Genomic DNA, 14,839 nt, shown 5'->3' with positions numbered 1-14,839 from the left:
GATTTGATACTCTTTATAGCTCGTGAATAATAAACAATTATACGTCAAATAAAGGAAGCTGAATCATCTCATTTGCCTTTTCTTGCTTTAATTTAATGCCTATACCCAATAATCGTACAGGCATATATTTTCTGGAAAAACCTTCTTGGATGAGCTGTTGTAAAATAGCTAAGTCAATTTTATCGTGGACACATTCCACCGTAGTTTTCTGAAAATCATTAAATTTCAATTTAACAAACAAGCTATGGATGCCAGAAATTTTTCCTATACGCTGTATCCGTACTTCAAGACGCGTAATAAGTTCTGGTAAAGCAGCCAAACACGCCTCACCATCAGGCAAGTCTTTGAGATAAGTTTCCTCCACACTAATAGATTTTCTAATACGCTCAGGATTAACAAGACGATGATCTACTCCTCGTGCTAACTCATAGAGTCTTTGTCCCATAGTGCCGAATTCTTTACATAAAGCTTCAATTGAATAGTACTGTAGTTCACCACATGTTTTAATATTCAGTGCGTTTAATTTTTCCTCCATTCTAGGTCCTACACCAAATAATTGACGTACTGGTAAATGAAGCATAAATGCAGCAACTTCTTCTGGTCTAATTACCATTTGACCATTAGGTTTATGCCAATCACTGGCGATTTTTGCCAAACTTTTGTTTGGAGCAATACCGGCACTTGCAGTAAGTCCGCGTGTTCGATAAATTCGTGCGCGCAGTTCTTGCGCTATCCAAGTCGCACTTCCCTTACATTGTGTGGAATGAGTAACATCAAGATAAGCTTCATCCAATGATAAAGGTTCAATAAGATCCGTATATTCTGCAAATAAAGCGCGAATGTAGTGACTTTCTTTTTGATAAACCTCCATACGTACTGGTCGCAAAATAAGCTGCCGGCATAATTTAAGTGCCTGTGCTGTTGGCATTGCGGAGCGTACTCCGAATTGGCGGGCTATATAATTACAAGTAGCAATAACCCCGCGACGATTGGCATCCCCTCCTACTGCAATAGGCTTATTTGCCAACTCAGGAAAATCTCGCATTTCAATCGCGGCATAAAAACAGTCCATATCGATATGAATAATTTTTCTGATTGGATTTATCAGTTCCATAGTATATCTTTTGGTTTATTCACTTAAAGCATGACGTTGATACAAGGACTCAGAGCCAAACAAGCGTTCGCAGCCTGCATAAAAATTATTGCAGTTCACTAAGGCAAACAGATTAAGGTAACTCATGAAGAACTAAAGTAACCACACCCCAAATCACCATGTTACTGTCTTCCGTAATATGAATGGGTTTAAATTGAGGATTAGCAGGAAGTAGCTGTACCTTACCTGTCTTTTTCGACAAACGTTTTACCGTTAATTCACCATGAATTGCTGCAATCACAATACGGCCATCTAAAGGCTCTATGCTTCTATCGACTAAAAGCCAATCACCTGAAAAAATACCAGCCTCCACCATAGAGTCCCCTACCGCTTGCACCACAAAGGTGGAGGAATGATGCTTGATAAACTTAGTATTTAAATCCAGATACCCTTCAATGTAATCATCGGCAGGTGATGGAAATCCAGCTTGCACTTTACTGGAAAATATGGGGAGTTGATAATCAGATTGCCCCTTTAATCGCGCAAAATCCGAAAGCTGAGATACCGGTACACGAATGATTTTGGTAGGCTCGCCTCTAGGACGCCCGGCTCCTTCTCTTTTTCCACCTCGTGGAGACATGATAAGCTCTTTTGATTTATGTTACATATATCATAGGCTCAGAAAAAAACACTGTAAACTATATCAAAAGGATATACGCTGAAATTAATCCTAGGTCCTCGAAAATATTAAGAAATTTTTTATTAGGATTCAAAATTACATCACCAAAAAGTCATTACACCCGGAACTAGAGTTACAAGTAAAAATCTTGAAAAAGCCAGATAATGGGATTAAACCATTTAAGAAAAGCAAAGTGCATGGTCTATGAATTTGGCCGTATCAAGAGTAGCGACTTCAAAACAGTTATGCTTCCGACTCTTTCATCTCATCAATCAATTGCATAAGCGAATAACATAATTGTTGCGTTCCTTCACCGCTGATTGCTGAAATGGCGAATACTTTATCTTTCCAATTGAGTCCTGTCACTATAGACTGCATTTTTTCTTCTCGACTTGTTGCGTCAGGTAACATATCCATTTTGTTCAACACCAACCATCGATTTTTTTTGAGTAGCTCTGGATTATATTGTTCCAACTCATTAATGATCGTTTGGGCCGAAGCTACAGGATCACTGCCATCTACAGGCGCTACATCAATCACATGTAAAAGGACACAAGTACGAGAAAGATGTTTTAAAAAACGATGACCAAGGCCTGCTCCAGTAGAAGCACCTTCGATTAGGCCTGGGATGTCCGCCATAACGAAGCTCTTATGAGAAGAAACACTGACCACACCTAAACTAGGATGCAAGGTGGTAAAAGGATAATCAGCAACCTTCGCTTTTGAGCTTGAAACAGCGCGAATTAAAGTTGACTTTCCTGCATTAGGCAATCCTAATAATCCGACATCCGCCAAAACTCGCAATTCCAGTCGTAAATTCCTTGATTCCCCTGAGCTTCCTTGAGTTGTTTGGCGTGGTGAACGATTAACGCTACTTTTAAAACGCGTATTACCTAAACCATGAAAACCGCCTTGGGCAATCAATACTGGAACATTAGGGTCTTTAATATCGCCTAACAATTCATCAGTATCTGTATCATAAATCAGAGTGCCAACCGGAACTTTAATAATTAAATCATCACCTTTTTTTCCGGTACAATTTCCACCCATTCCTTGCTGACCATTACCTGCTTTATAGTGACGTGTATAGCGAAAATCAATGAGTGTATTTAAATTGGTACTGGCTTCAAAGTAAATACTGCCACCATCTCCACCATCTCCACCATCGGGACCACCACGGGGTATGAATTTTTCGCGTCTAAAGCTTAAGCAACCGTTTCCTCCATGGCCTGCTTCCACTTTTATTACTGCTTCATCAACGAACTTCATGGCCTACCCCAAAATAAAAAACCCCGTTGCCGGGGCTAAAGACGATATTGCATTAGGAGATAACAAAAATCCTAGCACAGCAAAAACTGAAAACTTCTTAAAAATCTGAGAATATTGCAGCTAAGCTGCAATTTATCTATTCCGAAGTAACTGGAATGACTCAGACTTAATTTGCAGTTTCTTCTTTTTGTTCTGCAACAATGGTTACATACTTACGATTTTTGCTTCCTTTAACAACGAATTGAACCAAACCTTCAACCAAAGCAAACAAAGTATGATCACGACCACATCCAACACCAGGTCCTGGATGAAAACGTGTGCCACGTTGTCTTACAATAATTTCGCCTGCATTAACAAATTGACCACCAAAACGTTTCACACCAAGGTACTTGGGATTCGAATCGCGGCCGTTACGAGTACTACCACCTGCTTTCTTATGAGCCATTGCTATCCTCTCTTACTTACTTATCGCAGTAATTTTAACTTGCGAATAATATTGTCTGTGCCCCATTTGTTTCTTGTGGTGCTTACGACGACGAAACTTAATGATTTTAACTTTTTTGTGGCGACCATGATCCAGCACTTCAGCTTTCACTGTAGCCTTATCAACTAATGGAGAGCCACAAACAATTTTATCCCCATCAGCTAACATTAATACTTCTTCAAATTGTATTTCATTGCCAACATCTTCAGGCAGTAATTCAATTTTTAATACATCACCTTCCTTCACGGTGTATTGCTTACCGCCAGTTTTGATTACTGCATACATAATTTTTCTCCAACTCGCCTGCTTGGCTATCAAAAATTCAATAAAGTCGCATATTCTATGAAATTATGACTATGACTTCAAGTTCATTTTAAAATATTGTATACTTCGCCACCCTTTCCGGATTTTTATCCGGTATTTAGTCTGGTCGCGGATTGAATTTCAAAGGATTCATATCAATTTTGGGAGTATATAATGTCAAACATTCTTTTAGAAGCTCAAACAAGAACGGATATGGGGAAAGGTGCGAGCCGCCGCCTACGTCGTCTTGAAAATCAAGTACCTGCCGTAATCTATGGTGGTGATAAAAAACCTACCTCTATTCATTTTCAACATAATAAAGTAATCAAAGCGTTGGAAACTGAAAGTATTTACTCAAGTGTTTTCGATATTACCGTTGATGGTAAAGTAGAACATGTTATTTTAAAGGCATTACAACGACATCCGTATAAGCCTGTTGTTATGCATATGGATTTACAACGTGTTTCTAAAACGGATATCCTCGTTAAATTAGTCCCTATTCATTTTATTAATGAAGATAAAGCCCCTGGCATTAAAGCAGGTGGTATGATTAACCACACGATGACTCAAGTAGAAGTCCGCTGCCAAGCAAAAGACTTACCTGAATTTATTAATGTAGATATGTCCGAAGTTAAAATTGATGATGTAGTTCACTTATCTCACTTAAAATTACCTAAAGGAGTCCAACTTACTGTTGATGTTACTGATGGAAGTCATGATGCACCTGTGGTAAGTATTCATATGTCTAAAGTAAGTGCAGCATCAGAAGAAGAGGAAACAACAGAAGTCCCAGCATCAGCTGTACCTACTGTTGACGCTGAGAAAGGTGAAGAATAAAAAATTTATATTCTTATTGTTACATCATGCAATAAATATAACCTGGGTGAACCTAGAAAAGCTTGGAAACCTATTTTTCCTTGCTCACTCTGCTTCACCCAAGCAACATAAGTCCAAAATTACGACCATAGCAAAGAGCTTATAATCCATGGCCATTAAACTAATTATCGGTTTACGTAATCCAGGCTCAGCTTATGAGCATACTCGTCATAATGTGGGAGAATGGCTAGTCTCAGCATTAGCACAACGATATAGTATTTTCTTTAAACTTGAAAAAAAGATGCAGGCTGAGCTGGTTGATCTAGAATTAAATCAACATCTGTGTAAATTGGCATTACCCACCACTTTTATGAATCATAGTGGACAACCTACCCGACTTATAAGCCATTTTTATCGTATTCAACCTAACGAGATATTAATCGTGCATGATGAGTTAGATTTACCTGCAGGACGCATTAAACTTAAAACAGGTGGAGGCCATGGAGGTCATAATGGCTTAAGAGATATAATTGCTCAATTAGGGAGTACGGAATTTCACCGTATGCGTATTGGGATTGGCCATCCTGGACATAAAGACTTAGTCCATCAATTTGTGCTCAGTAAACCTTCAGCACAAGAAAGACAATTAACTTATGACGCGATTGATAGGGGTATTGCTGTAATGCCATTCATCTTCTCTGATGATTTAGCCAAAGCAATGAATCAATTAAACGCTTAAGGATTTGTGTGAGTTTTTGCACACATCATCCTAAATATAACATTTTTAGAGGTACTACATATGGGATTTAAATGTGGAATAGTGGGCTTGCCCAATGTTGGTAAATCAACCTTATTTAACGCTCTGACTAAAGCGGGTATTGAAGCAGCAAATTATCCTTTTTGTACTATTGAGCCCAATGTAGGCATTGTGACTGTTCCTGATCCACGTCTTGATGCCTTAAGTAAAATCGTCAAACCTCAACAAGTGCTCCCAGCAACCATGCAATTTGTTGATATTGCAGGTATTGTGAAAGGAGCCTCAAAAGGAGAAGGTTTAGGCAATCAGTTTTTAGCCAATATTCGTGAAACAGATGCAATTGCCCATGTAGTACGTTGCTTTGAAAATACAGATGTAGTTCATGTAGAAGGCCATGTCCATCCCCTAAGCGATATTGAAGTGATTAACACAGAATTGGCTTTAGCGGACATGGAAACTCTGGAAAAAGCCTTATTAAAAGCCGGAAAAAACAGTCGTAGTGGCAATAAAGAAGCGCTATTTGAAATGAAAACATTAGAAAAAATCAAAGCGCATCTTGATGAGGGTTATCCAGTTCGTACCCTTGAACTCACTGCTGAAGAAGAACCCATTTCACGTCGACTTTTCTTACTCACAGCAAAGCCCGTCCTTTATATCGCAAATGTTGATGATAATGGATATGAAAATAATCCGTTACTGGAGCAAGTTCGTGAATTGGCGCTTCAAGAAAAAGCAAGTATTGTTGCTCTATGTGCAGCAACTGAAGCAGAGCTCGTAGAATTAGAGGAAGCTGATCGCCAAGAGTTTATGGAAGATTTAGGTTTAAGTGAACCCGGTTTACATCGAGTAATCCGAGCAGGCTATGAACTATTAGGATTACAAACTTATTTTACTGCTGGAGTTAAAGAAGTAAGAGCATGGACCATCTCTAAAGGAGCTACTGCTCCCCAAGCCGCAGGAGTAATCCATTCGGACTTTGAAAAAGGCTTCATCCGTGCCGAGGTTATAGCTTATGATGCATTTATCCAGTGTGGTGGCGAGCAAGGTGCTAAAGAGGCAGGCAAGTTACGTTTAGAAGGCAAAGAGTATATCGTTTGTGATGGTGATGTTATGCATTTTCGCTTTAATGTATAATTAATCCAAGCCCAGTTTTACTTGACAATTCTTATGCTCAACCTTAGCATTTGTTGATTGAGTCGTAGAGGACAAACAATGGCGATTGACAGCATACGGGCGCTAATTAATGACGATTTTAATGCCGTTAATAATTTAATTATTAATAAAATTGAATCGCAAATTGGCCTAATTGATAAAATGTCCCACCATATGATTGAAAGTGGAGGAAAAAGATTACGTCCATTGTTAGTGCTTTTAGCAAGTCATGCCTGTGGTTATCAAGGCCAGGAACATATTGATCTAGCTGCAATGGTAGAGTTTTTTCATACCGCAACTTTATTGCATGATGATGTCATTGACGAGTCTACGTTGAGAAGAGGACGCCAAACAGCAAATAATATCTGGGGAAGCAAAGCAAGTATTTTAGTTGGCGATTATCTTTTTACTCAATCCATTGAATTAATGGTTGATATAAATAACTCCGAGGTACTTAAGCTTTTCGCCAGGACAGCACTTGAAATCAGTTGTGGCGAGGTCAAACAATTAACGAACCGCCATAATCCTGCATTAACCTTTGAGGAATATTTCGATGTAATTCGTGCCAAAACAGCCTTATTATTTGCGGCTGCTGCATGTATAGGTCCAATAATTAGCAACGCCTCTAAGGAAATGCAAGATGCTCTTTATGCTTATGGTTTACATCTAGGAAATGCGTTTCAACTTATAGATGATGCCCTGGATTATTGTTCTGATGCAAAAACGATTGGCAAAAACATAGGAGATGATCTTGCAGATGGAAAAGCCACTTTACCGTTAATTTATGCATTGCAACATGGAACAGAAGTACAAAAACAACAAATTGAAGAAAGCCTAAAACACGGCACACTGGACTTTTTACCTGAAATTCTCGATGCTTTGGAAGAAACTAAGGCTATAGAATACACTAAAGAAATTGCAGCCAAAGAAGTCAATACCGCAATTTCCAGCTTAACATTACTGCCTGACTCAAAATATAAAAATGCACTTATAGAGCTCGCACAATTTGCATTACTAAGAAGCTATTAGTTTCGATCATTAACAGGACAGAGGAATTTCATCGTCCAACACGGAGTGTAGCTCAGCCTGGTAGAGCACTGCCTTCGGGAGGCAGGGGTCGCAAGTTCGATTCTTGTCACTCCGACCAATGAAATCAATGGGGTTTTGGTGTCCCCCAACCGAATTGTCATTATAGGGTGCAAATTGAATGCGTTTTGACGATTGAAAAGAAATCTTATGGCAACTAATTTAAAATCTTTGTCGCAATACATCTATTAATCCCTATAACCTCCGGGCTATTTTTTTTGAAAAGATTGCTGAATAGTAGATGAAAGTGTTATCAAGTAACCCGAATGTTGAATGCAAACGGAAAAAATCGGCTGTAAACTTATGTATAAAGGTATGTCGGTGGTGAACCTATGGTGAATCAACGGTAAAAAATACAAAATAAATCCATTTAACCATATGAAAATAAAGGCATTTTTATTTATTTACCGCTGCTAATCTCTATTTACTGGAGTACAAGGAATACTTCGAAAATAGACAGAAGTTAATAAAAGATATTTCCCTTATCCAATGAAAATTGGATAAGCAACGGAATGTAATTACTGACGAATAACTGCTGGGTGATTTTCGCCTTAGAAAGGCTTGAGCGTAGTGCGGTGAAAGTCGCACGCTACGTTCTTAGGGGACGGGATCGGGGCGACTCGATCCTGTTACCCGACTTATCTTGATATCTATTAAAAAATTATTTTGTTGTTTAGCTTTTATTTTAATTTTAAAATTATCAACCTTTTAAGTGCAGACAATTGCACGTTTGTGAGTGATAAATAGTTTCTATATAGTTATCTTTGTCCTTAATTAAATTACTTTTTATCGCGGTCTGCTTTTCACAGTAATCAGCCTTTTTAGATGTTATTTGCTGATGTAGCCTCTCCCCTCCTATCTTTTGGTTTCACGATGATCAGACCTAATTTAATATTATAACATGCGCTTCTTCTCCCCATTAATGCTTGGTGATAAATCCAGCTCAAATTCGGATTAATCCTATTTCAATAGATTAGCCACGCAGCGCGTGGCTAATTTGCAAGTATAATCGTCTAATATCATTTAGTGTACCAACACTAAACTGGTTTTCCATATTTTTTAGTTGAAAGCGCTTTTGGAGAAACTTTGAATTGTGCCGACACTGTCGGCACTTTTTCATAGAAATGGTTAAATTATCAACTAGCTAATGCAGCTAATACATGTTCAGGATCTTTATTTATTGCTCGAAGAAGAGCTTTTGCGGGACCTGTTGGTTCCCTCCTTCCCTGCTCCCAGTTTCTTAATGTTCCAATATTTACGTCAATTAAATGACAAAATTTTTCTTGGGTTAGGCCTGTTTTTTTTCTAATTTCTTTTACATGAACAGCATCTATTACAAACTCTCGTGAAGGAGCGCGCTCACCATCAATAATTTCATTCATCTGGGTCATACTTTCGTATAATCGTTCAAATAATTTTTTATCCATGATTACCACCGTTCATTTAATTGCCGTAACATTTTCTTTTGATCTGCAGTCAGATCATCTTGAATACCTTTTTTATAAATAAGTAAGAGCCTTATTTGTGAAGCAGGAGTTACATAATAATAAATAATTCTAACACCACCTCGCTTTCCTTTGCCTTGAGATGACCATCGAACTTTTCGTAGCCCGCCGGTTTGCTGAATCACATCTCCAGCTAAAGGATTATTCGCAAGATACTCTTGAAACTCAGCATACTCCTCATCAGATAATAAGTCCTTCACGTCTTCTGTAAAAATTTGAGTTTCAATAAAAATCATTGCTATTCTTATTTTTCTTTTGATAGGTAAAGTATATAACTTAAATAGAAGTAAGTCAATGGCGTAGTTTTGGTATGTAATAAACGGGGGTTTTGCGAACGTTATGGTTTATGAGGCAAAATAAATCGGTTTTTCAAGTATTGATCTATTTCGAGTCAGTTTTCTGCTTAAAGTCTACTTTTCGAAGTAATCAGACTTAATTGGTCTATTTAGGTCTTGGGTTAAACTAGCCCTACCCTCTCTGTTACATTCTCTAAAGAATGTTGAAAATGGTATTTCTGATTCAGATAAGATTGTCTCACCACTGGCGAGACAATCTTATTTCTTATTCATCATCTGATAGCAGCTCGTGCAATTTTGCTTGCAATAATTTTTTATCAGGAAGTTGAATTTGATACTCTGCTATCAATGCGGGTGATAGAGTTCTATTTAATGAAAATTCGACAACTTCTTTATCTTTACTCGCGCATAATAATAATCCTATAGAAGGATTCTCATGTGCTTTTTTCACTGTTTGATCCAACCCTTCCAGGTAAAAGGATAGCTTTCCTAGATATTCAGGTTCAAACCGCCCTACTTTTAGTTCTACAGCAACTAAGCAATTTAACCCTCTATGAAAAAATAACAAATCTATTAAAAAATCTCTTCCGCCTACTTGTAGTGGATACTCTGTTCCAACAAAACAAAAATCCTTACCTAATTCAATTAAAAAGTTTTTGAGCTTCTTTAATAAGGCTCTATGAAGATCTATTTCTTCATGATCATCCTGAAGACCTAAAAACTCAACCATATAGGTGTCTTTAAACGTATTTTTTGCTTCTGGATGAGATTGTTCTAAAGCTCCTGAAATCTGTACAGGACTTAATACGGATCGTTCATAGAGCGCGGATTTAAATTGTCGCTCTAACTCTCTTTTACTCCATTTTTCTTGAAGACATTTATGTAAATAAAATTCTCGTTCTTCCCTAGTTTTACTCTGATTGATAATAATCAAATTATGCGTCCAAGGTAATTGTCTCACCAGCGGTGAGACAATTTGATCATTATGATAAGTTTCATAAAATTGTTTCATTCTAAAAAGGTTGGGCCGTGTGAAACCTCTAATTCCGGGATGAGTCCGAGATATATAGCTTGCTAGGTGTTCAACTACTCCTTCACCCCATTCAGCAAGTGATATTTTTCGACTAATGTATTCACCAATACGCCAATATAGATCTATTAATACAGTGTTAACCGCTTGATATGCCTTATTTTTTGAAGAGGTAATTAATTTAACGATGTCCTCAAAATTTTGATCGTGAATATGTGCGGATTGTATTTTTCCCATCATAAACCTTCATTATCATGTTTTCGTAATTTTCTCATATGATTACGTTTCAATACAGTCGAATTTAAAGAGGTATAACAAACGGGCGGTTTCTTGCCTCCCTAGAATATCTTTTTACAAAACGGAAAATAAAAGAAAACCTGGCTAAAAAATCAGGTTAAATTTTCATGGTTAATTAATTTAATAAAATTATGAGTTAATTAACTCAAATAAGAATAGTCACTTCCTATTTGTTAAATGATAAACAGTCCAAACAAAAATCGCCCCAGTCATTATTCGAGACAACATTATTTGAAGCGCATTTTTCGTTTTCACAAGTGATATCAGTTAAAAGAAATTTACTTTCACAGATAGGACAAAATAATGTCTTTGTATTTTCTAAAAAATAGGCAAAATTACATTCGTTACTCTCACCTAATGATGATTTTCCATAATCGCATTCGGGACATGAATATACATTTTTTGTTTTTATATTTAGCAAAATACAAGTTTTATTTACACCTAAATATTTTTTGAAAAGCCAAATATATTTCCAAATGATAAATGTATCAGAGTGCGTCAATTCATCATAAGTATAAAAGGCTTGATTTCTGTAAGCCAAGATATACTGACGTGGTCTAATAGATTTTGACAGCCCAGTTAAGAGATAATGTACTTAACTGGAGAAGATAATGGCAGTAAGAAAGAAGTATTCAAAAGAATTTAAACTTGATGCAGTTAGTCTTGTATTAGATCAAGGCTATGGTTGCACAGAGGCAGCTAAAAGTTTAGGGGTTCATCAAGCTCTTCTTAGTCGCTGGATTAGAGAATACCAAGAACCTGCTAGTGAGGCATTTCGGGGCAATGGAAAGCTGAGTGCAGAGCAAGCAGAAATTCGCCGGTTAAAAGAAGAAAATAAACGCCTAAAGATGGAGAAAGAAATATTAAAAAAGGCGGCGGTCTTCTTTGCTCAGGAAACGAAGTAAAATATTCGTTTATTGCCCAACACAAGAAGATCTGGCCTGTTGGCGTATTGTACCAACTACTGGGCGTAACTCGACAAAGCTATTATAGCTATCAAAAACGCCAGAACAATAAACCTAAAGATCCCCTACATGATGAATTGATAGAGTGGATAAAAAAGATAGCTGAGTCGAGTCATTATTGTTATGGAAGTCGCCGAATGAGGAAGGCATTAAATGCATTGGGCTATCCAGTAGGACGACGAAGAACTCAAAGCTTAATGAAAGAAGCAGAGGTTTTTGTTCGTTACCGGAAAAAATACAAAGTCACTACTAACAGTAAACACAAACAACCGGTTTATGAAAATGTTTTAAATAGGCAATTTCATGTAGCTGAAGCAAATGTAGCCTATGTTTCAGATATTACTTATGTCTGGACTCAAGAGGGCTGGCTGTATTTAGCCGTTGTTATGGATTTATTTTCACGAAAGATCGTGGGTTGGAAGCATGGGCTCGAGAATGAAAGCTTCTCTGGTATGTGACGCACTGAATATGGCTATATGGCAACGAAAACCATCGCCTGGTTTAATTGTTCACTCTGATCGAGGAGCACAATATGCAAGTAAGGAGTATCGGAATTTAATCAAAATACACCATTGTGTTGGAAGCATGAGTAAAAAAGGCGATTGTTGGGATAACAGTGTTATTGAAAGCTTTTTTGGTAGCTTAAAGCAAGAACGAGTTCAATGGCGCAATTATCAAACGCGCTGGGAAGCTCAGCAAGATATTTTGAACTACATCACAATGTTCTATAACAGCAATCGATTGCACTCTTATTTGGGATATCAGAGTCCGAACCAATTCGAACAAAAGATAGAAATTTTAATGAAGGCTGCTTAACTGGGTTGTAAACTTTTACTTGACCACGTCAGTCCTGGATATCGCCTTCAGCTTTATTCTTTATTTCTCTATTTATTAATTTATTTCTCAAAAAATCTAGTGTAAATACATTATCAAAATCGCCTATATAATAAATATCCAAACCAAAACTTTCAAAAAATAATTTCCATTTCTCATAATTTCCTTTTCCATGAATATCTAAAATTGCAACTTCTTGAATGTGTTCTGGTTTTAATAATTGAAGGATTGCCCTATAGAAGTAACGATCCATATCTCCTTCGACCAGTACAATTTTTTTAGAAAAAAAACATAAGGCGATCTTATATTATTAAGTATCTTTATCAATGTTTTTTGCAACAGAGCCGAATTTACTTTGATAAACCGTACTCAAGAGTCCCTTTCAAAATCCAATTTTCTTTAACGCTAATAATTTTCATTGTCTAATAAGAACCAGCCTCTTAATCATTTATTGATTCAAAGAATTCAATCGCGTTTTTTCAGGCACATCTCGCTTAGTAGTTTTTCTTCCACTAAGATAATCTTGGAGGAGCGGGTGATTTAATTTCAAAATTAATGATTTTCAGGGCAGAGTATTAAATTTAGAGAGTGAGAGGTTGCGTAATACGCTTACTCATTTGAGTGACTTGCACTTACTAGAAATTGCATCATCATTTTGACAGACTCAATTGAACTAGATAAATAGAATCGAGTCGAGGTATTGGTTTTTTAAAGGCCATTAAAAGCTGGGCTTGGCAGATGCTTTTTAGCTTCGTTAACCTTAAATATAGCTGCTCGAGTTGCATTCTCTGCTTTAAAAAAGCAAGGATGTTTCGCCAAAGTTACGGCTGCTAAATCCTGCAAAGAAGCCAGTTGCTGTTTCTTGGGGTAAATATATGCCCCAGACTTCTTTAATATTGGCACTAAAGGTGCAATGGCTAGACTTTCTTCAGCTTCTTTAACTTGTTCTATAGCTAGCTCGCTTGCCTTATTTTTATTAAAAAAGGTTGGATTTTTTGCCAAAGTTTTTGCAGCTAAATCTTGGAGAGAACATGCATTTTCGGCAGGTCTAAGAAAAATATCTCCCATAAGAGGTCCCTCATTCTTTACCAACCTAAAGTGAAGTGGTGTAGGAAAGGAATAATGAGAGCTATTACGGCATACAGTAAAATTATTAATTTGAATCAATCCATTACTTAAAGAAACGCCTTCATAAATTATCATAACTTTACCTGGATTGGGCGTCTGTATCGACTTCATACGGGCAGCTTCTCTGTTCTGATATCCTAAATATACCTGAAGGGAGTGCCGCAGATGTAACGTACGATAAATAGGGGCAACATCTCTTTCCTTTTGGGGAATTGGGCTGAAAGGCCCTAATTTTCCTTCCTGAATTCCTTTTACGCAATCTTCAAGCGTTAGTGAGTTATCATTTTTTATACCAATTTGCGCAACGCCAAAAAATTTCTTATTTGCCATATTTACCTCAATGCATCAAAATAATGCAAATTATACAATTAATATAATATTTGTAAATAATTAATTCACTTGGCGCCCATCTAAATGCACCAGAATAGGGTACATTCTAGTCCCTTAACATCCTCAGGAAATCCATTTTCAAATGGGTTCTTGCTTTAAATTCAGACGATAAAAAGATATCCTGGGACTGTATTTGAGGTTCAGCCGGGATTCTGACGAAAAGGACCGTTTCATGTTTATTTTAATATCAAGATGTTATCTAATGTAAAAAATGAATAATTTTTTTCATTATAATAGAGGATTAATAGTTTTTTGATTTTAAAATTACAAATAAATTTAAAAATTTCTCCCTTTCTGAATAGTAACTATACAAGAGAGAATGAGTATTACATAATGCGGCACTGAAGATTGTCTTCGAAGTTATCATTAATAACAAATTGATTTTCAAATTGTGTAACTAAAGCACGCATAACATCACCATCAGGCGTAGTTGATTTCTCGAGCATTGTTGCACGCATTTCTTTGTCTCTTGTAAAATCTGTGGCTTTGGGAAGACCTCTTAAAAACTCTAAACCACGCTGTACCCCTGCAGTATCTGATTTGCTAATACGATCATTTTAGGTTCTAACGTATCTAATAGAGTTGAAAATGAATCAAAATCATTACATACGCTTAAAGCAATGAAAAAAGCTTTTGATTTCATGCAAATAGTTTTTCCAACAAATTCCTACCAATACCAAGTTGTCTAGCAATTTCGGACTTACTAAACCCAGATTTAAATAACTCTTGTATTCTTTCTTCATGTTTTTTAATTA

General features: G+C 36.8%; 16 protein-coding genes, 1 tRNA gene and 1 pseudogene. 6 read left to right on the top strand and 12 right to left on the bottom strand.

Going from position 1 to position 14,839, the window contains the following annotated elements; translation table 11 throughout:
- Positions 1-37: 37 nt before the first annotated feature.
- From dinB to rplU, 5 genes are all read right to left on the bottom strand, one after another.
- Positions 38-1,105: a DNA polymerase IV gene (gene dinB / locus DYH34_RS04350; RefSeq protein WP_115342647.1), complete on the bottom strand. Its 1,068-nt coding sequence runs from the start codon at positions 1,103-1,105 to the stop codon at positions 38-40.
- 121 nt (positions 1,106-1,226) lie between these two features.
- The gene (locus tag DYH34_RS04345) at positions 1,227-1,733 is read right to left on the bottom strand and encodes a LexA family protein (RefSeq protein ID WP_058463807.1); all 507 of its coding nucleotides are present in this window, start codon (positions 1,731-1,733) and stop codon (positions 1,227-1,229) included.
- Between the two features lie 282 nt (positions 1,734-2,015).
- Complete coding sequence (gene cgtA, locus DYH34_RS04340) at positions 2,016-3,041, bottom strand: Obg family GTPase CgtA (RefSeq protein ID WP_058463806.1); 1,026 nt, start codon at positions 3,039-3,041, stop codon at positions 2,016-2,018.
- A gap of 166 nt (positions 3,042-3,207) precedes the next feature.
- Positions 3,208-3,486: a 50S ribosomal protein L27 gene (gene rpmA, locus DYH34_RS04335; RefSeq protein WP_058463805.1), complete on the bottom strand. Its 279-nt coding sequence runs from the start codon at positions 3,484-3,486 to the stop codon at positions 3,208-3,210.
- A gap of 12 nt (positions 3,487-3,498) precedes the next feature.
- Positions 3,499-3,810 (bottom strand): 50S ribosomal protein L21, encoded by a 312-nt coding sequence (rplU, locus tag DYH34_RS04330; protein ID WP_058463804.1) that lies wholly within the window; start codon positions 3,808-3,810, stop codon positions 3,499-3,501.
- Between the two features lie 192 nt (positions 3,811-4,002).
- Here rplU and DYH34_RS04325 point away from each other — a divergent pair, with 192 nt between their 5' ends.
- From DYH34_RS04325 to DYH34_RS04305, 5 genes are all read left to right on the top strand, one after another.
- Positions 4,003-4,665 (top strand): 50S ribosomal protein L25/general stress protein Ctc, encoded by a 663-nt coding sequence (locus DYH34_RS04325; RefSeq protein ID WP_058463803.1) that lies wholly within the window; start codon positions 4,003-4,005, stop codon positions 4,663-4,665.
- A 148-nt stretch (positions 4,666-4,813) separates the two neighbouring features.
- Complete coding sequence (pth, locus tag DYH34_RS04320; RefSeq protein WP_058463802.1) at positions 4,814-5,383, top strand: aminoacyl-tRNA hydrolase; 570 nt, start codon at positions 4,814-4,816, stop codon at positions 5,381-5,383.
- Between the two features lie 60 nt (positions 5,384-5,443).
- On the top strand, positions 5,444-6,535 hold the full coding sequence (gene ychF, locus DYH34_RS04315; RefSeq protein ID WP_058463801.1) for a redox-regulated ATPase YchF: 1,092 nt from the start codon (positions 5,444-5,446) through the stop codon (positions 6,533-6,535).
- A 78-nt stretch (positions 6,536-6,613) separates the two neighbouring features.
- The gene (locus tag DYH34_RS04310) at positions 6,614-7,582 is read left to right on the top strand and encodes a polyprenyl synthetase family protein (protein WP_058463800.1); all 969 of its coding nucleotides are present in this window, start codon (positions 6,614-6,616) and stop codon (positions 7,580-7,582) included.
- A gap of 41 nt (positions 7,583-7,623) precedes the next feature.
- Positions 7,624-7,700: transfer RNA gene (locus DYH34_RS04305), tRNA-Pro, on the top strand.
- A 1,075-nt stretch (positions 7,701-8,775) separates the two neighbouring features.
- Here DYH34_RS04305 and DYH34_RS04300 read toward each other — a convergent pair.
- From DYH34_RS04300 to DYH34_RS04290, 3 genes are all read right to left on the bottom strand, one after another.
- Complete coding sequence (locus DYH34_RS04300; protein ID WP_058463799.1) at positions 8,776-9,066, bottom strand: helix-turn-helix domain-containing protein; 291 nt, start codon at positions 9,064-9,066, stop codon at positions 8,776-8,778.
- Between the two features lie 2 nt (positions 9,067-9,068).
- Positions 9,069-9,380, bottom strand: coding sequence for a hypothetical protein (locus DYH34_RS04295; protein ID WP_058463798.1), 312 nt, complete (start codon positions 9,378-9,380; stop codon positions 9,069-9,071).
- 325 nt (positions 9,381-9,705) lie between these two features.
- Positions 9,706-10,710, bottom strand: coding sequence for a PDDEXK nuclease domain-containing protein (locus DYH34_RS04290; protein WP_058463797.1), 1,005 nt, complete (start codon positions 10,708-10,710; stop codon positions 9,706-9,708).
- Positions 10,711-11,378: 668 nt separating this feature from the next.
- On the opposite strand from DYH34_RS04290, the pseudogene DYH34_RS04280 reads away from it, so the two are divergent.
- A pseudogene (locus DYH34_RS04280) lies at positions 11,379-12,548 on the top strand (IS3 family transposase).
- Between the two features lie 28 nt (positions 12,549-12,576).
- Here the strand turns inward: DYH34_RS04280 and DYH34_RS04275 are convergent.
- The 4 genes from DYH34_RS04275 to DYH34_RS18510 all read right to left on the bottom strand — a co-directional run bounded on the left by DYH34_RS04275 (position 12,577) and on the right by DYH34_RS18510 (position 14,727).
- Complete coding sequence (locus tag DYH34_RS04275; protein ID WP_338011270.1) at positions 12,577-12,867, bottom strand: TOPRIM nucleotidyl transferase/hydrolase domain-containing protein; 291 nt, start codon at positions 12,865-12,867, stop codon at positions 12,577-12,579.
- Positions 12,868-13,274: 407 nt separating this feature from the next.
- Positions 13,275-14,024, bottom strand: coding sequence for a hypothetical protein (locus DYH34_RS04270; protein WP_058463793.1), 750 nt, complete (start codon positions 14,022-14,024; stop codon positions 13,275-13,277).
- 386 nt (positions 14,025-14,410) lie between these two features.
- The gene (locus tag DYH34_RS18515) at positions 14,411-14,542 is read right to left on the bottom strand and encodes a hypothetical protein (protein WP_274519435.1); all 132 of its coding nucleotides are present in this window, start codon (positions 14,540-14,542) and stop codon (positions 14,411-14,413) included.
- A gap of 50 nt (positions 14,543-14,592) precedes the next feature.
- Complete coding sequence (locus tag DYH34_RS18510) at positions 14,593-14,727, bottom strand: hypothetical protein (protein WP_274519434.1); 135 nt, start codon at positions 14,725-14,727, stop codon at positions 14,593-14,595.
- Between the last annotated feature and the right edge of the window lie 112 nt (positions 14,728-14,839).

Origin of the sequence: Legionella cincinnatiensis (assembly GCF_900452415.1) — a bacterium.
Lineage (GTDB): Bacteria > Pseudomonadota > Gammaproteobacteria > Legionellales > Legionellaceae > Legionella > Legionella cincinnatiensis.
The sequence above is the reverse complement of the archived record's forward strand: the minus strand, read 5'-3'. Positions and strand labels throughout refer to the sequence as shown.